Genomic DNA, 21,495 nt, shown 5'->3' on the forward strand with positions numbered 1-21,495 from the left:
GAAGGCACAGTGCTAAAATAGGGACAGATAAGAATTTAGAAAAATCAATTAAAGGAGGATGGACATGAAAGCATTATCAAAGTTTAAAGTGGCTATATTAATGGCAGCTATGGCTGGTGTTGTGGCATTTAATGGGGGAATATCGCCTATACTGGCTAATGATGAAATAGCCGTTAATACAAAGTCAAATGCTGTAACGATTTTTCAAGGTGCTGAGTCTATAGGCACATGGCAGTTTGCACTTCCTACAAGTACCATTAAAAATGGTGGTACATTTGATAGTAGTATGATAAGTGAAGCAGGCTACTTTTATCTTACTTATACAGGCGATGAAAGTGAGGTGCAAATGATTCTTCAAAGTTGGTCTGGTGGGGCTGGTTGGGCACAGGTTGCACCAAGTGAAGTAGGCGCGCTTGGGAATGATACATATTATGCAAAATTTGATTATGCCACAATGTCAGCAGCATATGGTACAAATTTTGCGGCATTAGATAAGTTTTATGTTTTTTCAATTACAGAGCCCATTACAATTTGTTCTTTAGAATATAGAGAAGATGTGATTGATCCATCAGTTCCTACAGAACCAGTTGAGCCACCGGTAGTGGACCCTACAGAACCAGTTGAGCCACCGGTAGTGGACCCTACAGAGCCAGTTGAGCCACCAGTTACAGACCCTACAAAGGAAGTATCAGAATATAGTTTTAAGGCGACAGCTGAAAATGTGAAACAATTAGGCAGAAGTTACTATTATAAAGATGCTTTATGGCTCTCCTTATCAGGTGCTGGGGTAGAATATACCTTTGAAGGAACTAAAGCCAACGTGACAATATTAGGTGATAATGTGGCAACATCTTCCTGGGGTGAAAGTAGCCGTGCAAGAGTGGGCATTTTTGTAAATGATGTTTTAGTTGTTGACAAAATGATTACAGAAGATGAGCAAACTTTTGAGATTTTAAATAGCAATGTAGTTCAAAATGCTAAGGTACGTATTGTGAAGCTTTCTGAATCAGCTAATTCAACAATTGGGATTAAGTCATTAGATGTGACAGCTACAGGTCCTATTGTACCTACTAAGGCTAAAAATCATAGTATTGAATTTATAGGAGATTCTATTACCTGTGGTTTTGGCGTAGATGATGAAAATCCTAACGGAAGCTTTACAACAGCTACAGAAGATGCAACCAAAACTTATGCGTATAAAACGGCAGAGGCACTTGATGCAGACTATAGCTTAGTAAGCTATAGCGGCTATGGTGTGATTTCTGGTTATACCAATAATGGTCTTAAGGCAGAAGATGCCTTAGTTGCACCTTATTATGATAAAATAGGCTTCTCATATGGTTATTTTAATGGCGAAATTGAAGTGGCCACATTACCTTGGGATTTTAGCAAAGCACAGCCAGATTTGATTGTAATTAATTTAGGAACCAATGATTTAAGTTATTGTGGCAATGATGTAGCGAAACAAAAAGAATTTGTAACGGGCTATATTGCATTCTTAAAGATGGTACGTGAAAAGAATCCACAAGCTACAATGCTCTGTACACTCGGTATTATGGGGGATGCATTATATCCTGCCATAGAAGAAGCAGTCGCAGCGTATACACTTGAGACGGGAGATCATAATGTTGCAAGTATGAAGTTTGATGTACAGTCATATAATGATGGTTTTGCTGCATGTTATCATCCAACAGAAAAAACACATAAAAAAGCCGCTAGGAAGCTAACGGCTGAAATTGAAGAACTCATGGGTTGGGAGGCAAATTAACACCATCCCACCCCTAGTAAATAAAATTTTTTGTGAGAATCTAGGCCGTTGATATATAGTTCAAACTGATGAGGCTTCGGTGTATTTTCTTCTAGTACACACATAGGTCTCGGAAACTGCCAGACGAATTGGCAGTAACCTTGTAAGAAATGGGTATGTACTTTATCAATATGAATGGTTGCAGTTGCAAAATTAACATCGTTTGTTTGAAAAAATAAGAAGACAAGTATTTTACAACTTAAGGAAAAATACAAATAGTGTTCTAAGTGAGATAAGTCATTACAAAGTAGGTTAGAAAAAATGAAATCTGGGTTTTCTCTCAGGGTAAAGTTGGTATCACTTATTTTATAGAGTGCTTTAGCACTTAAAAAATGCATATTTTCATAGGGGGCAAAGAAGTAACATGGAGGTAAAAATTTCTTTATGTTGCTTTTTTGCATGCTGATTTGTTTAAAATAGTAACAGATGCAGTCTGCAATAAGTTGATGTCCGAGTTGGTGCGGATGAATATAATCGGCATAACAATCAGACCAACATAGCATTTGCGCATTGAAATAGGTTTCTAGGGCATCCCCTAAGTTAATCACTGGAAGGTCATAATATTTTCCCATATGGGTCATATAAGGTGCAGCAGTATGGCTCGCCTGATCTTTTAAGGTGAGAATGATAAGAGCAGGTTGGGAAGGGAGGTTCAGGAGACTACGTATCAGGCTTTCAAAACGTATCATACCGCCTTGATCAAGTGTTTCATTAACGGAAAAATCAATAATGACTAAGTCTGGGGCAAAATCTCTAATATGACTTTCTGTAAGAATAAGTCCCAGTAAGGCAAAGCTGCAAGAAATACCAAGATTAAGGTATTCTACTTGCCGTGGCCCATAAAGCTTTTGAGATAGAAAGTCATAGATTAAATTCCCATAAGGCATAGCAACCTTTTTATTTGCAATAAGGCCTTCTGTAATAGAACCACCTAAGGTGACGAAACGCAGCACCTCATTATGTTGTAATTTTTCGGTTACGTGTTGAATACGCTGTGAATGACTGGTGTGTAAAAGGGCAGATGCAAGTAAGTTTTCATAGTGGGCTTCACCTAGTTTTTGTTTAATTGTCATCATTAATCCTCCAAGTCCCTATGCTAATAAGCTGTTTAAGAAGCAAACTATATTCCATAGCAATTTTAGAAAAATAGCCGTTCCTTCTAGAAACAAGTGAAATGGTACTTTTACAAAGTGGATGGTTTAAGGCATAGTAATAAGGATGTTGATAAAAATTACCAAAACGTATGAGTGTATCAGGGATAAATGAAAGACCTAGTCCGGAGAGTGTAAGAGCGAATAAGGTGTCGAGCGTTTTAACTTCTAGCAATGTGCGCGGTTTGAAATGAGCAGTTTCACAAATTGTACGAATTAAATCTGCAGGATATTCCCCCTCTGTGGTACAAATAAATGGCACATCCTGAAGCAGACTTAAGTCAATAGGGGGGGACATAAGCGCTTGAAGAGAGTTGTTTTTAATATCTGAGGCTGTAAGTCGGTAGTCTTTAAGCGTATCATTTAAGGGATGAGTAGGTGGAAGTGCCAAATAAAGCTGTTCTGGGGCTAAGTCTTCCACATGAAAGGTTTTATAGTCAAACGCATAGGTGCCAATCACTAAATCTAGTTTACCTTGCTGAATAAGTGCTAGAAGATTTTCCATACTATCTTCCATAATTGAAATTGTAATAGCAGGATATTGTGCATGAAAAGCAGTAATACTTTTAGCGAGTAAATATGAGGCACGAAAAGAAGAGGTACCAATTTTAAGGGTGCCTTTTTTGAGTGCCATTAAATCATAAAGTTCATTTGTTAAATCATCTTCTAAATCCTTCATTTTCTGAGCAGCTGCAATATAAACTTCACCCGCCGCGGTGAGGCGTATAGGTGATGTACTACGATCAAAAAGAGAAAGCCCTAATTGCTTTTCTAGATTAGAGATATATTGACTTAGTGAAGGCTGTGTCACATAAAGTTTCTTGGCAGCTTTTGAAAAGCTTCTAAGTTCCGCAAGTGTTAAAACATATTCTATTTGCTGGGAAGTCATGAATAAATCCTCCTATAAGGTCCTGAGATATTATGAATTAACTATACTGCAAAAAAGGATGATTAAAAAGATTGAAGTATTATGATGTAAAGAATAATGTATAAGTTGTAAGGTAGCAACCCCTTAAAATTATATGAAATGACACATAATTGTTTTATAATAAGATGATAAGTTTAAAATAAGCAATAGATGTAAAAGTAAGGAGAATTTTAACGAGATGTTATTTATAATGGATATTGTACCTATGATGAAAGTCCTTTTAAAAGCGCCAAGCAAATGCCAGACTTGTGAGCAGATGGGAGAGCTTGAACTCATTAAAGCATATCATTGCTTTAGATTATTTTTTATACCACTTTTTAAATGGCATGTGCAGTATTATTTAAAACATAGTTGTGGTGCCCAAGTAGAAATTACAGAAGAAGTGGCAACAAGCATTATATCAGGACAAGTAGACCTTGCCAGTGTATATTTTAGCCATAAGGTAACAGAACAAAATGTCTGTATGTATTGTGGAAGACCGCTACAAAGTGGATTTGAATACTGTCCATATTGTGGAAGGAAACATTAAGAGAAGGAAAGAATTTTTATAAAAATAAAGGGCATTGTTTGAATGGATAAAAGAATTTATTATAGATTTACAGCAAACAGCTGGAGCTATAAAATAGATAGATTAGGGGAGAAGATTATGAAAGATATAAATAAGGCACTCATTGATTGGGCAATCCAAACAATCGAAAGAGAGTATCCAGAGGATGTTGCCGTACTTATAGGACGTAAGGGGGCTTGCAAGATTCCAACTGATTCACAGAACGTGGCATTTGATTTTTTTATCCCAGCTACAGAGGGGGCTATAACTTTGCAAAAACATTTATTATTGAAGAGATGAGCTATGATTTATTTGCAATGTCTTGGGAACGTGTAGAAGGGCTTGCTCAGTGTAATGAATCTTTAACAGCACTTCTTGCGGATGGGGAAATTTTGTATGCACGGACGAAAGAAGAAGCTAAACGCTTTTTAAAATTACAAGAGACTTTAAAAAACAATTTACAAAATCAAAATTTTGTGTTTAATAAAGCATTAGAAAAAGTAGGTGCTGCAAAGACACTTTTTGAGAAGTTGATTTTAGAGGATTCTTTGAGCTATGTGTGTAAAAAGGCAGGCGGGATTTTAAATTATTTAACAGAGGCTCTTGCGCAAGAAGCTTTTATGAGGAACGTAACTGTAAAATTCGTCAGCAGTTTGAAGCAGGAAGTAAGCTTGAGGATTTAGACCAAAAGTATAGTTTGTCAGTAGACACGATACGTAAAATTTTATATAAATAAGTTAAAGTCCAACACGATAAAAATCTTTACCTAAAATAAGAGGAGGCATCAAGAAAGGCTATATAATTTCTGGGTGCCTCCATATTGTGACATAAGTAAGTATAAAAACTAGAGGAGTTTAATATGAATGTATATGACAAGTTATTAAAGTTACAAGTTATAGAAAATGCATGGGAAGAATGGGCGGCTTATCGTTTAAGTATTACGCAGTATTTAATTGATAATATAGAGGATCAGCGTGAATTGGCCATTTTTGGTGCGGGGCGATGTAATGATATGGACCTTAAACGTTTGCTCATGCATTTTGACCACTTGGTGTTAGTGGATTTAGACAAGGACAGTATGCAGGAGGCACTAAAAAAACAAGGCTTAGAAAATGAGCCGAGAATAACACTTATTACGGCTGACTTCGTAGGAATTACACCAAATGACTATCGAAGTTTTGCAGATACTTTAGTCTATACGGTACGTCAAAGAGGGCTTGAAACATCTATGGTAGAATTGACGCAGGTGGCAATAAGAGAACTTGATAAGTTGTACCGACAAGCTATGGAAATGCCGTTAGTATTTAAAAAGTATAAAAATATTGCAGTTATCGGTATTCATAGTCAGCTTATTTCGATGTTAGATTGGATTTGGCAAGCGATACTGCAGACATTAGGACGACAAGAAAGTAGCGTGCGTCAAAAAATTATGGCCATGAATACGGCATTTATTCAGCGATTTGATACGGCTTTACTTGAAAGTGCAGAGGGTCAGATTGTAATGGGCTATGAAATAGAACGCATAGGGAGACCTGGTGCAGTACAAGGAGCTATGCAAGGGGCCATTGATTTTAAAGAGCGTGTAGACCGCGGTGAAATCAAACTTTGTGATTTTAGTCAGATGGATTGGCCATTTGACCAAAAACAAGGTATTGTGTATCATATGGGAATATTTGCAGTAGAGAGGCTAGAAAGTAGGGATTAGTTAGAAAGTAGAGATTAGTTAGGCGGAAAAAATGAAGATTGAAGGATGGAGGAGAAGAGAATGAGAAAATTAGGAAAAGAGGAAATGGGAAAGATTGCTGGCTTATTTGAAGGAAACCAGGACACTTTAATTTGGTCTTGTTTAGAAGGCGTGATGGGGAGTGCGTGGTGTGATGAATTAGGGACAGCAGCACAGGTTATAAATGGGGATTTTTGTTTTTTTAGTGGTGATGCTAGAGGTGAAGAAGCAGAATTATTAGTAAGGCATATTCCAGAAGAATATCCCAATGATTATTTACTAATGGTACCAGGAGATAGGCAGTGGGGGGATTTGATTGAAAAGGTTTATGGGGAAAAGTGTTATGCCTTTAAGCGGTATGCTTTTAAGAAAGAAGGGGATGTATTTGACCGTCAGAAGCTTGAAGGTTTTATTCAAAGCTTACCCGCTGAATTTACCATTTGTCCGATTGATGAGAAGATGTATGAAAGATGTTTAGAAGAAGAATGGTCTAAGGATTTATGTGCGCAGTTTAAAAGTGGTGAAGACTATGTACGAAATGGTTTGGGATTTGTAATATGTTATGAGCATACACCTGTATGCGGTGCCTCTTCATATACAAGGTATCGTAAGGGCATTGAAATCGAAATTGATACAAGAGAGGATTTTAGAAGAAGGGGACTTGCCACAGCTTGTGCTGCAAAGCTTATTTTAGCCAGCTTGGATAAAGGGCTTTATCCAAGCTGGGATGCAGCTAATTTACATTCTGTCGCATTAGCCAAGAAACTAGGTTATCATTTGAGTCATGAATATATCACTTATAGTGTATTAAGCCTCAAGAGAATCTAGGAAACGGACATGATCGGTATAAAGTTTACCTGGGAATAAAGTCAGATAAATGTCATTAAGATTTTCATAGATAAAGTCGTCATGCCATTCAGGGTCGATTGGCAGATAAAGAATAGTAAATTCTACACCGAAGCAGTTGGCTGTAACACCGGTTTGTGAGAGACCATTTCTTTCATAAAAGGCAAGGCGTTTTGTACGAATCTTTAAATCGGCAGCATCTTTAGCTGTGCGTAGACTTTCAATTTCTATAATAATACCTTTATAGTCTGTACAATGGGCTTTAAGCATTTTTAAAAATTGACTACCATAATCTTGCCCTCTAAATCCTTCACATACAGCTAAATAATCAAGCAGGAGTACATTACCGCCTTCTTGATGTGTCAGAAAGGCATAGGCTCTAAGTGAAGTGCCTTCAAATAATCCAAAGCCTTCATAAAGTCCTTGAGATATAAGATTTAGGATACTTGTTAAGGGTTTAAGTTCATCAGCAGGAAAGTCGTTTTTCATATGCGTATGATAAATCGTTGCAATAGCTTCTGGGCTTAAAGATTTCATTTTTAACATAACTATTCTCCTTAATATAAGTTGTCATATAGAATATAAATGGGGTAAGTCAGCATTGACTGCCGCTTTTAATTTAGTAGATTGTTCTCTATATAGGTTTACATATAAATATGAGTATATAATGAAGAATAGAAGGTGTCAATATAAGAAGAAATGCCAAAAATAAGGAGGTTTTATAAAAAGTTTTAAGGAGATGGCTACATGGCAAATTATATTGTGGTATACTATAAAATATAGATTTCACATTTATAAATTTTAGTGAGTAAAAAAATGGAGGCAGTACAGTGGACATTAAAGAACTTGATCGACTTGCAAAAGAAAACAAACCAATGCCAGAGCGCCTAGCAATGTATGAACAATGCTACTATATTGCTTCAAGAGGATTGTATAGACAATACGATACAGGGGACATTACTTTAGAACAAGCTAAAGCAGAAAAAAGCCATGTGGTGAAGCAGTATCAAGAAGGAAAGCAGCAATGGCAACTTTTTATTAGTTTATATGAGATTCAAGATAAATTACAAGCCTTACAAAAGGATGGTTTTAATACCGCACTCGAAATGGAAATATTAGCGCTTATAGATAAAACACTTGAAAAATAGTATGATTAGGGAAATATTGCGCCACTCAAACATATGTAGTATCCTAATAGAGGAAGTAAAGGAGGTAGAAAAATGTCTCAACAAGAAAAACATTTAAAAACATGGGATGAAGCTATCTTAGAATTAGGCAGCTTTATTCAAAAATCAAAAGCTGAAGAAGCAAAGAAAGCTGCAGAGCAAGCTGAAAGTGTAGAAGAAGAGAAATCATCTAAATAATAGATTAAAGCATAATAAAAGTGGGAATCACAGAAAAATTTTGGGGTTCCCACTTTTATTATGTATTTATTTCAATAATGAGTTTATTTAAAAACTACGCATTAGGCGTTTAAGCCTTTGCGCATAAGACGTTGTTTCGTCATAATGAGACGATTAAGTGTATTTTCATCACTGCTTGATAAGTTGACAAACTTAACACGATGAGAATAAGCACCAGAAAGTGTACGTTCACCATCAAAGAGCACTCTACCAACAAGCGAAAGTCTTGTTTCTAAAAAGTCAAAAGATACATAAAGTAAAGTGTTTGCTTTTAAACATGCATCAATGACTAAACATACACCACCAACACTAATATTAACAATTGTCCCTTTATAATGAGGGGAATTAACTGGTGGAGTTGTCATGTCTTCTAGAAGGAGCTGATAGGTTGCATCCAGACTTGTATCTAATCTAAAGAATTGACGTTGTTGTTTACGTATAAGTGGTTTTAAGATTTTACAAGAATAATAAACATTTCCATCTTTTTTTAATGGCGCCAAGACTTGAACCTGTGTTGTATAAAGTGCTGTTTTGGTCATAAAGGTAATTTCCAAAGGCCTTGCAGTAGATAAAATAACCCAGTCTAATTGTTCAAGTGGTGCTGCCAGTGTAATCGTATCATTTTCCCATTCAGAAAGTTTCGTAACATATGTTTTATCATCTACAGCAATACGTATTTTAAGGTTAATATCCTTAAGTAAACTTTCGCGATAGGCAATGATGCTGTCATGTGTCAATACAGCTACGTCTTTTGTTGTGCCTCGTTTTAGCAATGTAGTCTCCCCCTTAATATTGTAGACAATTTAAAAAGGCGTTATGATACATCCCCATTGTCTATTCCATAAATATATCTCCATTAAGTATTATACAGTATTTACCTATTTTTAATCAAGTTCAATGTCCCCAGTGAGATGGAATCTATAGAATATGTTAAAAGACTTGCAAATCTTTGGTGAATATGTAACAATATTTCTTGAAATAATGAGATAATAGTTAAAAGATAGTAACTTACAATGAAGGAGCATAACGATGCCTAAAAGAAAACAAATCGTAGAAGGCGTGATTGAACATGCCGTATTCCCAAATAAAGGGGTACTCTATTTAGATAAAGAACCAATTTTCGTAACAGGAACATTCAAAGGTCAAAAAGTCCGTGCCAGATTACACAAAAGAAAAAAAGGTAACTGGGAAGCACAGCTTTTAGAAGTATTAGAAACACCAGAATACTTTGTAGAAGCACCATGTGAATACTTTGGTAGATGTGGTGGCTGTACATCACAGCAACTTGCTTACGAAGACCAAATTAAATTAAAGCATGACCAAGTAAAAGAACTTCTTGAAAATGCTAAAATCACAGGCTATGAAGACCTTGGTGTAATCGGCAGTCCAGAAAGCTACGGCTACCGTAATAAAATGGAATTTAGCTTTGGTGATGAAGTGAAAGACGGGCCTATGACACTTGGGATGCACCGTAAAAATAGCACGTATGATATTCTGACAGTAGATGGCTGTAAGCTTGTCGATGAAGACTTCAGCAAAATCCTAATGTACGTTTTAGCATACTGTAAAGAAAATAATCTTCCTTATTATAAGAAACTGCAACATACAGGTTTCATGCGTTACTTAGTGGTAAGGCGCTCAAAAACATTTGGTGAAATCCTAATTAATATCGTAACCTCTACACAGATGGATCATACATTTGAAAAATTAGTAGAAGGTCTTAAAGGATTAGCGCTTAATGGTAAGATTGCAGGAATCATCCACACATATACAGATACCTTAGCAGATGCCATTAAACCAGAAAAGGTAATGATTTTAGATGGTACAGATACAATCCGTGAAAAAATTCTCGGCTTAGAGTTTAAAATCTCACCATTCTCATTCTTCCAAACAAACACATTAGGTGCAGAGGTGCTTTACAAAAATGCCCTTGACCTTATTGATGATATGAACAATAAAACAGTGTTTGACCTCTACTGTGGTACAGGAACAATCACACAAATCATGGCAACACGTGCCCAAAAAGTATACGGTATTGAAATTGTAGCAGAAGCCATCGAAAAAGCAAAAGAAAATGCCGCATTCAATGGCCTTGATAACTGCGAATTCATCGCTGGTGACGTCCTTGTAGAAGTAGATAAATTGACAGGTTCACCAGATATTATCGTTCTTGATCCACCTAGAGATGGGATTCATCCAAAAGCAATTCAAAAAATCATTAACTTTGGTGCAAAAGAATTACTTTATATTTCTTGTAAGCCAACATCACTTGCAAGAGATCTGCCAATCTTACAAGAAGCAGGATATAGTGTAGATAAAGTGCTTTGCGTGGACATGTTCCCACAAACACCACATGTCGAAACTGTTGTTAAACTTCATAAATAAATCTATTGATATTCAATGTGTGTGAGGTTTTGTTGTATTGTTGAAGTGAGGTGGTTGGACACTTATTGGACACTTTTATGATAAAGAGTTTAAATTGTTAAATGTAGCATTAAATTGTTCAGCAACCTTTTTATCAACAGCATCTATTGTGCTAGTATAAGTATTCAGTGTAATATCTGTTTTAGAATGTCCTAAACGTTTACTTACAGCCTTTACATTTGCACCACTATTAATTAGAATAGTAGCTTGTAAATGTCTAAGGTCATGGAAACGGATAGCAGGTAATTCCAGTTCTTTAAGTAGAGCAGTAAATCGTTTACTTAAACAATGTTTAGAGATAGGTTTTTTAGTTATATGTGACCAAAAGATTTGTTTAGACATAGGGATATAAGGTAAACTATGTATATATTCACTTAAACAATCTAATACAAATTGAGGAGCATATATTTTTCTCGTAGAAGTAGGAGTTTTAGTTGATGTGGCTGCATCAATTAATTCTCCTTTTTCATTTCTAATTTGCCCCATCTGTTTGTCAATATTAATGATACCAGTTTTAAAATCAATATCATCAATCGTCAAGGCTCTAATTTCTGAATTTCTTAAACCACAACCTATGGCAAGATAGAATGCAGATTTATGCATTAAATTCAGCTCTTGATCATTATAGTAAGTAACTAATTTTTCAATTTGCTCAAGTGATAATAATTCTGTGTGTGAGCCAGTTTGAGCACGCTCATATTCTATCTTTCGATAAGGACTAAGTTCAACCATTCCCCATTTTTCAGCAAATGAAAGTGTCTTACTTAAACAAGCTAATATATTACTTACAGTGTTTGGTTTAAGCTGCTTAGATAGTTTATTAGCAAATTTTTGTATATGGATTGGTTGAATATCTTTTATATCCAAAATGCCAAATTCAGGTAGTATATATTTGTTATATGCTGTTTCATAAACACGTTGTGTATTTACCTTGAGTTTGGGAAGTACATATTCGTTATAGACAGTATCTGCTAATTGATTCATAGTAATATTCTTAGTTAAATTAACTCTACCAGCTATAATATCAGCTTTAAAAAGCATATGTTGCTTTTCGGCTTCCTTAAGTGCAGCTTTCGCACTAAGTGTTGGAGGAGCCTCAAAGTTCATAGTATATAATTGTTTTTTATGTTTAACTCTAAATCTCCAAGTTCTTTCTCCTCTTTTATCCATTGACATAAAAAGGCACATCCTTTCAAAAAAATATTCAAGAAAATTATAGTTTACATTCAGTTACTATGCAAACAAAAAAGGGTTAGACAATAAGATGCATAACCCTTTTTACTATTTAGAAACTAAAATTAAAAATAAACAGATAGAACTTAATCTATTGATAACTACAGTTTCTAATAACCTTTAATTCAAGCTTATCAACTTTATTTTCAACTCTTTTAAGCCCAGTAGAACTTCTATATCTTTATCCAATTGAACTTTTCATGCGTCAAAGGGAGCTTCAATTTTAGGCATCATATTGTGTTCTATTTCCACGTTAAGCTTATCAATTCTTTTCTCTAATTAAGCTACATCTTCTTTAGTTGCCATATTTTCATCGAGCTTATTTAATTTTTCTAATATCGGTTTTAATGTATCTCCCATATTAATCATCCTTTCGTTTATTTTTTTGTTTTATTATTTCGGCTTTCAATGCACTCGATTAGCTCTAATGCAAGTTCTTCTGTAAGGGTGTGACCACCAGTATTGATATGAACCAGCCCCATTTCATTAAGTTTTTGTTTAGTTTCTTCTGTTAGTAAAGAAGTATCATTAATTAACATAATATTATCACCTTTCATGTTTATTTTTTGTCTGTGAACATCTTTATTAGTCTTAATGGCTCAAACCAAATTGTATGCTCGTTTATAGTTACATATAATCCATATTTTTGTTTGTAATATTCAATAGCTTCCATCAGCAATTTTTCTGTAACCTCTAAGTAGTTAGCAAGTTCGGTACGAGTTAGACAAGGATAGTCTATTGCTTCAACAAGGGTTGTTAATGGAACTGTATGTTCAATTCCCCATCCTCTAGCCTTTTGTTCTTGCTTTTTATTATTAGTGTCATTTTGATTTAATATATTACCAGTACTGGTAAAATGATGACCGAGTTCTTCGCCTAAAGTGCCATGTTTTTCAGCATTAGTAGAGGATCTATTTATATAAGCGACGTTATCAACGTAATAGCCGCAGTCACTAGATAAAGGAAGTTCATATGATTCAATACCATGCTTTCTAGCTTCTTCAAGTAGTTTTTCGTATTTTGTCACATTAATCACACCCTGTATAAAAGTTATTTTCTTTTTTCTTGAAGTTTAGCTCTGTGTTTTAGAACCATTTCAAGATTAGACATGTTTTCCTCGTCGGTTAAACCATCAGCATGAGCTGCAATAGTAGTAAAACCATATTTTTCAATAGTAGCAGATATAGAATCAGCAGTATTAGTAACTTCAGTAGCAACATCAGTATATTTAGGAATTTGAGTTAATTCAGCTACACGCTTAATAGCTTCATCCTTACCAACATCATTTAATTTATTGTAGTTAGTAAGTAGAGTTTTTTCCTTTTCCGAAATAGTGGGTTGCGATGATTCTAATCCTAATAAATAAGATGGGCTTATTTCAAGAACCCCACATATCTTTTCTATTGTATCTGGGTCGGGTTTGTTTTGATTATTTTCCCAATTACTTACACTATTATGTTTTGCTCCTATCAATTCAGCAAATTGCCTCTGTGTTAATTTTTTATCTTTTCGTGCTTTTCGTATTTTATTACCAAAATCCATTAGTACACCTCCACCTTTTATTATATGTAGTATTTTGATTTTGTAAATATGGTATTTCGATTACTTTGAAATTTATTTTGATTTTCTATAAAAATACTGTTGACATTTCGAAAAAATTGAAATAAAATACATATAAGTTCGAACAAATCGAACAAAAAGAAAGGGAGGATAATATGTGTGTTGGTGAAAAAATAAAACATTATTTAATAAATAACGGCATCTCTCAAACGCATATAAGTCGTTCAACAGAAATACCATTACCTAAGTTGAATTTAGCACTTCATGGAAAAAGGAAATTAACTTTTCCTGAATATGAATTAATATGTGGGGCTTTAAATGTTGGAGTTGATAAATTCTTAGAACCAAAGAAACCACAAAATTCAGATATGCATTTCAGAAACAAAGAGGAGGAGCAAGAGCATGAGTCAAAAATTAGTTAATACATTAGCTCAATGTGATAATACACCAGTGATTTTAAATGACGTAAGTAATGAAGTAAGAATTACTAGCGTTGAATTAGTAGAGATGATTAATACTTTTAGAAAAGAAGAAGGTAATACAGTAGAGAAAGAACATAAGGATTTATTAAAATCTATCAGAACAGAAATTGAAATGCTTGAAAAAGCAGGGATTAAAGGACAGGGAAATTTTTCGCCGTCCTCGTATATCAATAAGCAAAATAAACAACAACCTTGCTACTTAATGAATAAAGCAGGAGCATTACAAATGCTAAATAAAGAGTCAGCAGTAGTTAGATATAAGACAGTTCAGTACATAGAGAATTTGGAGCAGGCTTTAAAGGAGCAACAAACACTTCCCCAAGGCCTAAGTCCACAACTGCAGTTTCTAATCAATATGGAACTGGAACAGAAGAAGATACAATCACAACTCAACCAAGTAAATCATCGTGTATTAGAAGTTAAAGCTACAGCAGAACAAGCTACTAAGCAGATGGAGATTGTTAAAGATGCTATGTTACTAGACCACGATAGTTGGAGGGGAGAATGTAACAACATTATTAATAAAATTGCTAAAGAGCAACGTGGTGGCACAAAAGAAGCCTATAAAGGTGTTAGGGATGAGGTCTATAAACGAGTAGAGCAAAGAGCAGGTGCCAATTTAAAGCAACGTGTCATCAATAAGCAAGATAGAATGAGACGTGAAGGGGTATCTAAAAGCAAGGTTGATAAAGTGAGTCAAATAGATATTATTGCAGAAGATAAGCGTCTTAAAGAAATTTACATAGCGATAGTCAAAGAAATGGCTATTAAATATGGTGTCAATCAGAAAGGAGCATAAGAAAATGAAACAAGAACTAACTAGAGCCTTATTACAAGGCGACCATACACCAGTAGTTTTAACTAATAAGGATGGTCAAGTGCTAATAGAAGAAGTAATAAAAGTAGAAGTAAATGAAAACCAAGAACCAATAGTAAGTGCAAGAGAGTTACATAAAGCACTAGGAGTAAAGAAACACTTTACTGACTGGTGGGTGCAACAACTTAATTATGGATTTGATGAAGACGTAGAATATACCTATTCACCTAGAAGTGAAGAGGTTCAAAATAATGGTGGAATACAAGTTAGAACACTTGACGACTACGCAATGAAACTAGACATGGCAAAAGAATTAGCAATGGTAAGCAAGACAGAAAAAGGTAAAGAAGTTCGTCGTTATTTTATTCAAGTAGAGAAAGACTTCAACAGTCCTGAAAAGATTATGGCTAGAGCATTAAAGATAGCAGAGCATCAGATTAGTGTGCTAAGAATAGAAAATAATGAACAAAAACAACAGTTGGAAGAAGCTAAACCTAAGGTAATATTTGCAGATGCAGTAGCTGCGTCAGACACATCAATACTGATTGGTGATTTAGCAAAACTATTAAAGCAAAACGGTGTAAATACAGGACAAAAGCGTTTATTTTAATGGCTTAGAGAGAATGGCTACTTAATTAAACGTAAAGGGGCTGATTATAACAGTCCAACACAATACTCAATGGAATTAGGGTTATTTGAGGTAAAAGAAACAACTATTACGCACAGTGATGGACACATAACTGTTAGTAAAACAACTAAGGTTACAGGTAAAGGTCAGCAGTATTTTATTAATAAGTTTTTACAAAAGAAAGGAGCATAAAAATGCGTATAAAGCAAGATATTAACAAGCAAGCTTTACACGAAAAAATGTATAAAGCAGCTCACAAAGGTACAAATAAAAAATTATTTAATGGTGTTATGGCAGTTACAACATTGTCTTATAAAAACATATATGAACAAGATGATTTAAAAAAATACTATGCTTTATCAAGTGAAGTAGTGAAGGAACTGGAAGAAGCTACACCAAGACAACTCATGGATATTTTTCCTGTACATAAAGAATATGACGGAGCTAAGTATCATTCGAAAGATTATTTTTCAACTATGAAGTACTTAAAAGAGATAAATTTAGATGAGCCATTAGGTGAAAAACTAGAAGACTTTATTTGGCATTATTACAACTGGGAGTTATGGTACTTTTGGGATAATCATAAATACTTTGCTCCAGATGAGTTGGTTAAAGAAACTGAAAGGCTCGAAGAACTTAATAAGCTTTTAGAACCTCGATTAAAAGAGATTACAGAACTGCAAGGAATGGCACAAGAGGCAATAAATGATACAGAAAAAGCTGATGTAACGGTAAAAAAGCTTTCAGAGGAACTTGATAAGTATAAGAAAAAGAAACTCAGTATAAAACGCATTTTATTGAAAAGAAAATTTAATAAAGCAGTACTAGAAAGAAGTTATCATGTAGATGCAGCACAACTATTTCTGATGATAATAGATGCTCGTAGATGTGAGCTTGCACAGTTAGAGGAATGGGATGAAGTTGTAGAAGACTTAATGAAAGTAGATAGAACCTTTGCAAATGATATTATTAGACTTCTAAATAAACTAAAAAAAGGAGCATAACAATGGGTGTAGTAGAAAAATTTTTAGATGATTTAAAGGTTACAATCATCAGCACACTTAGAGAATTAATTCAAGAAGAAATACAACAACAAACAACCGACAAATGGTTGGATAAAAAACAACTCGCTGAATATTGGGGAGTAAGTGTTAAATGGATTGATAATCATTTAGATGAAATACCACATTCTAAAACAATTCCTTGGAGATTTAAAAAATCACTAGCTGATGAATGGAGAATGGGTGAGCATAGAAAACTTGAAGTAGTTCAAAAAAGCAATGTGACTGTTAAAAACTACAAAAGTAATAATTTCAAGGTGGGTAATTAGTCAAGTACCCATTGAAAGGAGGTGAACATTTGAAGCATTTAACAGTCGCAGCACTCATTATTTATGTATCATGGAAATTTGGACAATCATGGATACATAAAAATGAGCAAGCAAAGGTCTATAAGAGATAAAGACCTTAATAAAAAACATACAAGGTCATTATATCAGAAAAAAACAATTTTATAAATAGAGAGGTTGAAAATGGCTAAAAAATACTACTGGTTAAAGATGAAAGATGATTTTTTTAGGCAGAAGGAAATTAAAAAGATACGAAAAATAGCAGGTGGTGATACATATACAATTATCTATTTAAAATTAATGTTATTAAGTTTAAGGAATGAAGGTAGGTTATTTTTTGACGGGATAGAAGAAAGTATAGCCGAAGAATTAGCATTAGAAATTGATGAAGATTCAACTAATGTTCAAACAGTTTTAGGATTACTAATTACAATGCACATCATAGAAGAAATTTCTGAAGGTGTAGAAATAGCTAATATAAAACAATATATTGGTTCAGAAACTGCTGGAGCAGAAAGGACTAGAAGGTCAAGAGCTAAAAAACAATTAGAAGAACAAAAAATGTTACAATGTAACACCAGTGTAACAAACTGTAACACAGAGATAGAGAAAGAGATAGAGAAAGAAATAGAGAAAGAAATAGAGAAAGAGATAGAACTTAACAGTTCTTGTGATGAAGAACCATCACCTAAAAAGATATCTATTAATTACAAACTTATTATCGAAGAATGGAACAGATTAGGATTAAGTCAAGTATCTAAAATAACACCTAATAGCCAAAGACAAAAGATGTTAAAGGCTCGCATACGAGAACATGGACAAGAAGTTTTCATTCAAGCTATTAGAAATATATCACAATCAGATTTTCTCAAAGGAAAGAATGATCGTGGCTGGACCATAAGATTTGATTGGTTCATTAAACCAAATAATTTCCAAAAAGTCTTAGAGGGAAATTACACAACAAGCAGAGCAAATAAAGTTCAAAATGCTTCAAATGATACAGATGAACCATACATTCCATACTAGAGGTGAAACATGAACTTAACAGGAAACAGTAAACTTAAAGCAGCAATGGAGCGTATTAAGAATAAAGCGTATGTAAGTGATACAAAAAAGTACATATGTGAATTATGTAAAGATACAGGAGCAATAGCCATTACACATGATGGTAAAGAAATCCCAATGTTAGATGCAATAGGACAGATTAGGGTAAAAGTTTGTAAATGTGTCATAGAGAAGCAGATTCAAGAAAAGTTAAAGTGTACAGGCTTGAATATGGATGAATACAAAAATAAAAGCTTTGAAACTTTTAAGTGCGATACAGAGGAAGCCCAAAAGATGTATGACTTAGCACAATCATTCTTGAAAGATGATGAAGCAAAAGGAATTGGTTTTTGGGGTAATAGTGGTACAGGAAAAACACATATATGCATTGCAATATGCAATGAACTGTTGAAAAAAGGTATATCACACAAGTATTTCAATTACAGAAGAGACATACAAAGATTAATAGCACTTAGGTTTAAAGAAGAAGAGTACATTAAGGTACTAGATGAGTTTTTATCAGCAGAAGTATTGTATATAGATGATTTGTTTAAGCTCTCACAGAATAACGATGGGACATATAACAAGCAGGAGTTACAAATAATGTTTGATATTATCAATACACGTTATCTTAACAAGAAAATAACTATTTTTTCAAGTGAATTAACAGTATCTGAAATAACAAAAATTGATAAAGCAATAGGGAGTCGCATTTTTGAGATTGTAGATCCATACGGTCTTAAACTTGAAGGCACCAATAGAAGATTTAAGGTAAGGGAAACAAGATGAATGTTCAAGTTAACAAAGTGGTATTATGGGCTGTAAATATTGCAGACAAATATCATGTTGGTGTTCAAGGAGTGATTGATAATTATCTCGTAGCTTATGAACAACTAGGGGATAGCAAAGAAGCAATGGCCTTCATAGAGAGTGAATTAAAAAGGTGAGGTAAGCATGGATCTAACAGTAAAAAGTAGAGAAGAAAATATCTATTACCTGCAAGGAACAGAGCGCAGAATAGCAATGGATAAAGAAAAATGAACAAGCCTTGTAGAAAAGCATATTAAAAACCATAACCACTATGCAATCTTAGAGAAGATAAAAGGCACAGTTAAGCTATGGAATGATAAAGACAATATTCATGATATTGCATTAATTGTATATGCATCTAAGTATTGCAAAAGTGTGCAGGAGCTAAAGGCAGAAAAGGACAAAAAAGAAGCAACATTCAACTTCAATGTCGTAAAAGATGACATGGGTAGCGACCAGTTGAAATTGTATTAGAGAGGTGGAAAATGGTTATTTTCAAAGATGACAAGCCATATTTTGTTGAAGAGATTGAAGATTTAGCAGAGCTAATGGGTGAGGATGTTTTTGAGCAGGTTAAAGACTACATTGAAGAAAACTATGTTTCAAAAATTGAAAGACTTGAAGAGGAGATTGATGGGCTTGAAAGTGAGGTTGGAGAACGTGCAGATGAAGTTGAATCGTTGAAAGATGATGTTGAATATCTTCAAGAGAAATGTGACAAAAAATACGAAAGACTGAAAAGTGCAGTATCAGATTATTTAGATGTATTAGATGAAAGCGTATTAGATAAAAATCAAACTTATTACTTTGACAAGTTAGTTGAAGCACTAAAGGAGAATTAGGATGGCAATTTACACAATCAAACTTGAAAGAGAAGTAAAACAAGAAAAATTACAAGCAGTAGCAAGTCAAATTGATGCACTTGAAGATAAACCAAGTGGCACATATGAATTAATCTGGGAGTTTGCAAGAACAGGGAAAGCAGTCAGCTATTGTAACGATAGGGTGTTATGGCTAGGTTGGCAGATGGAGAAGAATGGTGTGGCTGTGAATTGGTCTAAGAGTTCTTAAAATCGTTTCTAAGACATTTTTACACATAAAGGTGAATAAAACTACATAATAAATTAAAAAACGCAATACAAGAGAAAATAGAAGCAAAAGGAGTAAGTCGTGAAAAAAGATATGCTATATATGGCTGTTACACCTGATAAATATGAGTTACCTATTTTTGTTGGTAATTCTACTGAGGTTGCAGAATGGGCAGGTATAACATTAAATGCTTTATACAGTTCTGTATATCACAAAAGAAGTGGTTCAGTTAATGGATATAAATTAGTAAAGGTTGAAATTAAATAAAATCAATTTTTGAGAGGATGGTTGTATGGAATATATCAATTTTGCAGAAAGAGCTGCAGAAGCATTAAAAAAACTTTTAGATAGTGAAGAATTTAGAAATGCTTTAGATAAACTTCGTGATTTAGCAGTAACTTTAGAAGATGCACAAGCGTATATCGAAGAGATTAAAAAGAAAAGACATACATACATTCGAAAAATGAGTGTTATTAGCAAGAAAGCACTTAACATGATTAACTCTAAGGTTGTTAGAAGAAAAACGAATACAAGGGCACGTGAGAGCCATAAAAAGACTTTTAGTGAGGAGGAAGATGATGAATGAAAGAAAGAGTTATTCAAGTAAAGATACAAGCATCTGATAACTATTGTACAAGCAGAGACACACAGAAAAGATGTAAACACATGAAAGAAACATATATGTGTAATCAGTTCTGCCAAGTGTTTAGAATGCAGCTTGATTTTGATGAAGAAGAAAAAGCGTATATCAGACCAGTTGAATGTATAGCTGCTGAGCAAGGTAAGTTTTTTTAATAAAAGTTGATTTTGAGGAGGGTAAATGTGAAGACAATTCATTACTTTAATTCAGATGCAGAAGCAAACGTTCCTGATGATGCAATAGAAAAGGAGAAAAAGCTAAGACAAACTTTATGTGGTTATGCAAGAAGAAATGTTGCGATTGATCCTAATAGAGTAACGTGTAAGGCATGTAAGATTGAATTAGCTAGAAAAGGTTATGAGCTTGGAAGAAATTTAACAGTCAAAGAAAAGCTAATGAATATCTATTTGAATTGCAGCACTAGAAAGTTCGCAAAAGTATTTAGTGAGTATGCTGAAAGTAGAAATATTAGCAAGTGGGATAGCAGGAAGAAAGATAACTCAAATTCATATTATGCAGAAGGTAAAGATGAATACTGGGATAGAGTTGATTGCAATATATATCTTCCAAAGAATGAAGAGTTAAGTCTTCATATAGTTTTAAGAAAAAAATCGTATTTGTTTATTGTTTTTCAAGATGAAACTATATTTGAATACGACAGAATAGAAGGAATAAAGACTTACGAAGAAGAAAAGCTTAATAAAGCTTTAGAAGTACATAGAAAGCTATTTAATATGCTATTAGCTAATAGCTAATAAAAGATAATTTTGAGGAGGTACATATGAGTCAAAAGTATAGAGCGGTAATTGAGTTTACTCTTGATGAAGAAGATGAAGCAGCTAATGCAGAATATGCAGCTGACATAATGAATGAGTTAAAAGAAGTTGTAGAGTACAACTTAAATAAAGCAACTCTTGAAGAGGTAAATTATTAAAAGTGATTTTTTGAGGAGGAAAACATATGAGTATTACATTTAAACAAACAATTATTCACACGCTGGACTTACAAATGGGAA

The 21,495-nt window shown here is 34.0% G+C and carries 31 protein-coding genes and 1 pseudogene; 24 read left to right on the forward strand and 8 right to left on the reverse strand.

Annotated elements, in window-relative coordinates:
• Nucleotides 1-64 precede the first annotated feature (64 nt).
• Complete coding sequence (locus tag AC1VAQ_RS14130) at nucleotides 65-1,768, forward strand: SGNH/GDSL hydrolase family protein (protein WP_479904052.1); 1,704 nt, start codon at nucleotides 65-67, stop codon at nucleotides 1,766-1,768.
• Here AC1VAQ_RS14130 and AC1VAQ_RS14135 read toward each other — a convergent pair.
• Both AC1VAQ_RS14135 and AC1VAQ_RS14140 read right to left on the reverse strand, forming a co-directional pair.
• Entirely contained in the window at nucleotides 1,765-2,880 is a 1,116-nt protein-coding gene (locus AC1VAQ_RS14135) for an SGNH/GDSL hydrolase family protein (RefSeq protein WP_302597506.1), read from the reverse strand. The genes AC1VAQ_RS14130 and AC1VAQ_RS14135 overlap by 4 nt on opposite strands.
• Nucleotides 2,870-3,847, reverse strand: a complete 978-nt coding sequence (locus AC1VAQ_RS14140; protein ID WP_302597505.1) for a LysR family transcriptional regulator — start codon at nucleotides 3,845-3,847, stop codon at nucleotides 2,870-2,872. Before AC1VAQ_RS14140 ends, AC1VAQ_RS14135 begins: the two co-directional genes overlap by 11 nt.
• A 217-nt stretch (nucleotides 3,848-4,064) precedes the next feature.
• On the opposite strand from AC1VAQ_RS14140, the gene AC1VAQ_RS14145 reads away from it, so the two are divergent.
• The 5 genes from AC1VAQ_RS14145 (at nucleotide 4,065) to AC1VAQ_RS14165 (ending at nucleotide 6,984) form a co-directional block, all read left to right on the forward strand.
• A complete protein-coding gene (locus AC1VAQ_RS14145; RefSeq protein ID WP_479904053.1) occupies nucleotides 4,065-4,415 on the forward strand; it encodes a zinc ribbon domain-containing protein in 351 nt (116 codons plus the stop codon).
• Nucleotides 4,416-4,457: 42 nt separating this feature from the next.
• A complete protein-coding gene (locus AC1VAQ_RS14150; RefSeq protein ID WP_302597501.1) occupies nucleotides 4,458-4,733 on the forward strand; it encodes a hypothetical protein in 276 nt (91 codons plus the stop codon).
• A complete protein-coding gene (locus AC1VAQ_RS14155) occupies nucleotides 4,730-5,116 on the forward strand; it encodes a hypothetical protein (protein WP_302597500.1) in 387 nt (128 codons plus the stop codon). Before AC1VAQ_RS14150 ends, AC1VAQ_RS14155 begins: the two co-directional genes overlap by 4 nt.
• Nucleotides 5,117-5,292: 176 nt before the next feature.
• Nucleotides 5,293-6,138: a hypothetical protein gene (locus AC1VAQ_RS14160; protein WP_302597499.1), complete on the forward strand. Its 846-nt coding sequence runs from the start codon at nucleotides 5,293-5,295 to the stop codon at nucleotides 6,136-6,138.
• 60 nt (nucleotides 6,139-6,198) lie between these two features.
• Nucleotides 6,199-6,984, forward strand: coding sequence for a GNAT family N-acetyltransferase (locus AC1VAQ_RS14165; protein WP_479904054.1), 786 nt, complete (start codon nucleotides 6,199-6,201; stop codon nucleotides 6,982-6,984).
• Here AC1VAQ_RS14165 and AC1VAQ_RS14170 read toward each other — a convergent pair.
• On the reverse strand, nucleotides 6,964-7,548 hold the full coding sequence (locus tag AC1VAQ_RS14170) for an N-acetyltransferase (protein WP_302597497.1): 585 nt from the start codon (nucleotides 7,546-7,548) through the stop codon (nucleotides 6,964-6,966). The two genes, AC1VAQ_RS14165 and AC1VAQ_RS14170, sit on opposite strands and share 21 nt — an antisense overlap.
• A 284-nt stretch (nucleotides 7,549-7,832) precedes the next feature.
• Between AC1VAQ_RS14170 and AC1VAQ_RS14175 the strand changes: the two genes are divergently transcribed.
• Both AC1VAQ_RS14175 and AC1VAQ_RS14180 read left to right on the forward strand, forming a co-directional pair.
• Complete coding sequence (locus AC1VAQ_RS14175) at nucleotides 7,833-8,150, forward strand: hypothetical protein (RefSeq protein ID WP_302597496.1); 318 nt, start codon at nucleotides 7,833-7,835, stop codon at nucleotides 8,148-8,150.
• Between the two features lie 72 nt (nucleotides 8,151-8,222).
• Entirely contained in the window at nucleotides 8,223-8,366 is a 144-nt protein-coding gene (locus AC1VAQ_RS14180; RefSeq protein ID WP_302597495.1) for a hypothetical protein, read from the forward strand.
• Nucleotides 8,367-8,467: 101 nt separating this feature from the next.
• On the opposite strand, the gene AC1VAQ_RS14185 is transcribed toward AC1VAQ_RS14180, so the two are convergent.
• A complete protein-coding gene (locus AC1VAQ_RS14185; RefSeq protein ID WP_302597494.1) occupies nucleotides 8,468-9,178 on the reverse strand; it encodes a flagellar brake protein in 711 nt (236 codons plus the stop codon).
• A 256-nt stretch (nucleotides 9,179-9,434) separates the two neighbouring features.
• Here AC1VAQ_RS14185 and rlmD point away from each other — a divergent pair, with 256 nt between their 5' ends.
• Entirely contained in the window at nucleotides 9,435-10,790 is a 1,356-nt protein-coding gene (rlmD, locus tag AC1VAQ_RS14190; RefSeq protein WP_479904055.1) for a 23S rRNA (uracil(1939)-C(5))-methyltransferase RlmD, read from the forward strand.
• A 75-nt stretch (nucleotides 10,791-10,865) separates the two neighbouring features.
• On the opposite strand, the gene AC1VAQ_RS14195 is transcribed toward rlmD, so the two are convergent.
• The 4 genes from AC1VAQ_RS14195 to AC1VAQ_RS14210 all read right to left on the reverse strand — a co-directional run bounded on the left by AC1VAQ_RS14195 (nucleotide 10,866) and on the right by AC1VAQ_RS14210 (nucleotide 13,604).
• Complete coding sequence (locus tag AC1VAQ_RS14195) at nucleotides 10,866-12,005, reverse strand: tyrosine-type recombinase/integrase (protein ID WP_479904056.1); 1,140 nt, start codon at nucleotides 12,003-12,005, stop codon at nucleotides 10,866-10,868.
• 434 nt (nucleotides 12,006-12,439) lie between these two features.
• On the reverse strand, nucleotides 12,440-12,601 hold the full coding sequence (locus AC1VAQ_RS14200) for a hypothetical protein (RefSeq protein ID WP_302597061.1): 162 nt from the start codon (nucleotides 12,599-12,601) through the stop codon (nucleotides 12,440-12,442).
• 20 nt (nucleotides 12,602-12,621) lie between these two features.
• Nucleotides 12,622-13,089 carry an ImmA/IrrE family metallo-endopeptidase gene (locus AC1VAQ_RS14205; RefSeq protein WP_302597062.1) on the reverse strand — a complete coding sequence of 156 codons (468 nt, stop codon included), beginning with the start codon at nucleotides 13,087-13,089 and terminating at the stop codon, nucleotides 12,622-12,624.
• 23 nt (nucleotides 13,090-13,112) lie between these two features.
• A complete protein-coding gene (locus AC1VAQ_RS14210; RefSeq protein ID WP_302597063.1) occupies nucleotides 13,113-13,604 on the reverse strand; it encodes a helix-turn-helix domain-containing protein in 492 nt (163 codons plus the stop codon).
• Nucleotides 13,605-13,777: 173 nt separating this feature from the next.
• On the opposite strand from AC1VAQ_RS14210, the gene AC1VAQ_RS14215 reads away from it, so the two are divergent.
• The 15 genes and pseudogenes from AC1VAQ_RS14215 to AC1VAQ_RS14285 all read left to right on the forward strand — a co-directional run bounded on the left by AC1VAQ_RS14215 (nucleotide 13,778) and on the right by AC1VAQ_RS14285 (nucleotide 21,414).
• The gene (locus AC1VAQ_RS14215; protein ID WP_302597064.1) at nucleotides 13,778-14,044 is read left to right on the forward strand and encodes a helix-turn-helix domain-containing protein; all 267 of its coding nucleotides are present in this window, start codon (nucleotides 13,778-13,780) and stop codon (nucleotides 14,042-14,044) included.
• Nucleotides 14,025-14,903, forward strand: coding sequence for a Rha family transcriptional regulator (locus AC1VAQ_RS14220; RefSeq protein WP_479904057.1), 879 nt, complete (start codon nucleotides 14,025-14,027; stop codon nucleotides 14,901-14,903). The genes AC1VAQ_RS14215 and AC1VAQ_RS14220 overlap by 20 nt, the downstream gene beginning before the upstream one ends.
• Nucleotides 14,904-14,907: 4 nt before the next feature.
• Nucleotides 14,908-15,741: pseudogene (locus AC1VAQ_RS14225) on the forward strand (phage antirepressor KilAC domain-containing protein).
• A gap of 2 nt (nucleotides 15,742-15,743) precedes the next feature.
• Nucleotides 15,744-16,553 carry a hypothetical protein gene (locus tag AC1VAQ_RS14230; protein ID WP_302597066.1) on the forward strand — a complete coding sequence of 270 codons (810 nt, stop codon included), beginning with the start codon at nucleotides 15,744-15,746 and terminating at the stop codon, nucleotides 16,551-16,553.
• A gap of 2 nt (nucleotides 16,554-16,555) precedes the next feature.
• Complete coding sequence (locus AC1VAQ_RS14235; protein ID WP_479904058.1) at nucleotides 16,556-16,879, forward strand: hypothetical protein; 324 nt, start codon at nucleotides 16,556-16,558, stop codon at nucleotides 16,877-16,879.
• A 201-nt stretch (nucleotides 16,880-17,080) separates the two neighbouring features.
• Nucleotides 17,081-17,923: a phage replisome organizer N-terminal domain-containing protein gene (locus AC1VAQ_RS14240; protein ID WP_479904059.1), complete on the forward strand. Its 843-nt coding sequence runs from the start codon at nucleotides 17,081-17,083 to the stop codon at nucleotides 17,921-17,923.
• Between the two features lie 9 nt (nucleotides 17,924-17,932).
• The gene (locus tag AC1VAQ_RS14245; RefSeq protein WP_302597645.1) at nucleotides 17,933-18,730 is read left to right on the forward strand and encodes an ATP-binding protein; all 798 of its coding nucleotides are present in this window, start codon (nucleotides 17,933-17,935) and stop codon (nucleotides 18,728-18,730) included.
• Nucleotides 18,727-18,888, forward strand: a complete 162-nt coding sequence (locus tag AC1VAQ_RS14250; protein ID WP_302597646.1) for a hypothetical protein — start codon at nucleotides 18,727-18,729, stop codon at nucleotides 18,886-18,888. Before AC1VAQ_RS14245 ends, AC1VAQ_RS14250 begins: the two co-directional genes overlap by 4 nt.
• Nucleotides 18,889-19,236: 348 nt before the next feature.
• On the forward strand, nucleotides 19,237-19,593 hold the full coding sequence (locus AC1VAQ_RS14255; RefSeq protein WP_302597648.1) for a hypothetical protein: 357 nt from the start codon (nucleotides 19,237-19,239) through the stop codon (nucleotides 19,591-19,593).
• A 1-nt stretch (nucleotide 19,594) separates the two neighbouring features.
• Nucleotides 19,595-19,822, forward strand: a complete 228-nt coding sequence (locus AC1VAQ_RS14260) for a hypothetical protein (RefSeq protein WP_302597649.1) — start codon at nucleotides 19,595-19,597, stop codon at nucleotides 19,820-19,822.
• A 99-nt stretch (nucleotides 19,823-19,921) separates the two neighbouring features.
• Nucleotides 19,922-20,107, forward strand: a complete 186-nt coding sequence (locus AC1VAQ_RS14265; RefSeq protein ID WP_302597650.1) for a hypothetical protein — start codon at nucleotides 19,922-19,924, stop codon at nucleotides 20,105-20,107.
• Between the two features lie 25 nt (nucleotides 20,108-20,132).
• Nucleotides 20,133-20,426, forward strand: a complete 294-nt coding sequence (locus AC1VAQ_RS14270; RefSeq protein WP_479904001.1) for a hypothetical protein — start codon at nucleotides 20,133-20,135, stop codon at nucleotides 20,424-20,426.
• Complete coding sequence (locus AC1VAQ_RS14275) at nucleotides 20,423-20,635, forward strand: hypothetical protein (protein ID WP_479904060.1); 213 nt, start codon at nucleotides 20,423-20,425, stop codon at nucleotides 20,633-20,635. Before AC1VAQ_RS14270 ends, AC1VAQ_RS14275 begins: the two co-directional genes overlap by 4 nt.
• A gap of 27 nt (nucleotides 20,636-20,662) precedes the next feature.
• Entirely contained in the window at nucleotides 20,663-21,235 is a 573-nt protein-coding gene (locus AC1VAQ_RS14280; protein ID WP_479904061.1) for a hypothetical protein, read from the forward strand.
• A gap of 26 nt (nucleotides 21,236-21,261) precedes the next feature.
• On the forward strand, nucleotides 21,262-21,414 hold the full coding sequence (locus AC1VAQ_RS14285) for a hypothetical protein (protein WP_479904062.1): 153 nt from the start codon (nucleotides 21,262-21,264) through the stop codon (nucleotides 21,412-21,414).
• Nucleotides 21,415-21,495: the final 81 nt, after the last annotated feature.

The sequence above is a fragment of the Cellulosilyticum sp. genome, from assembly GCF_982396655.1.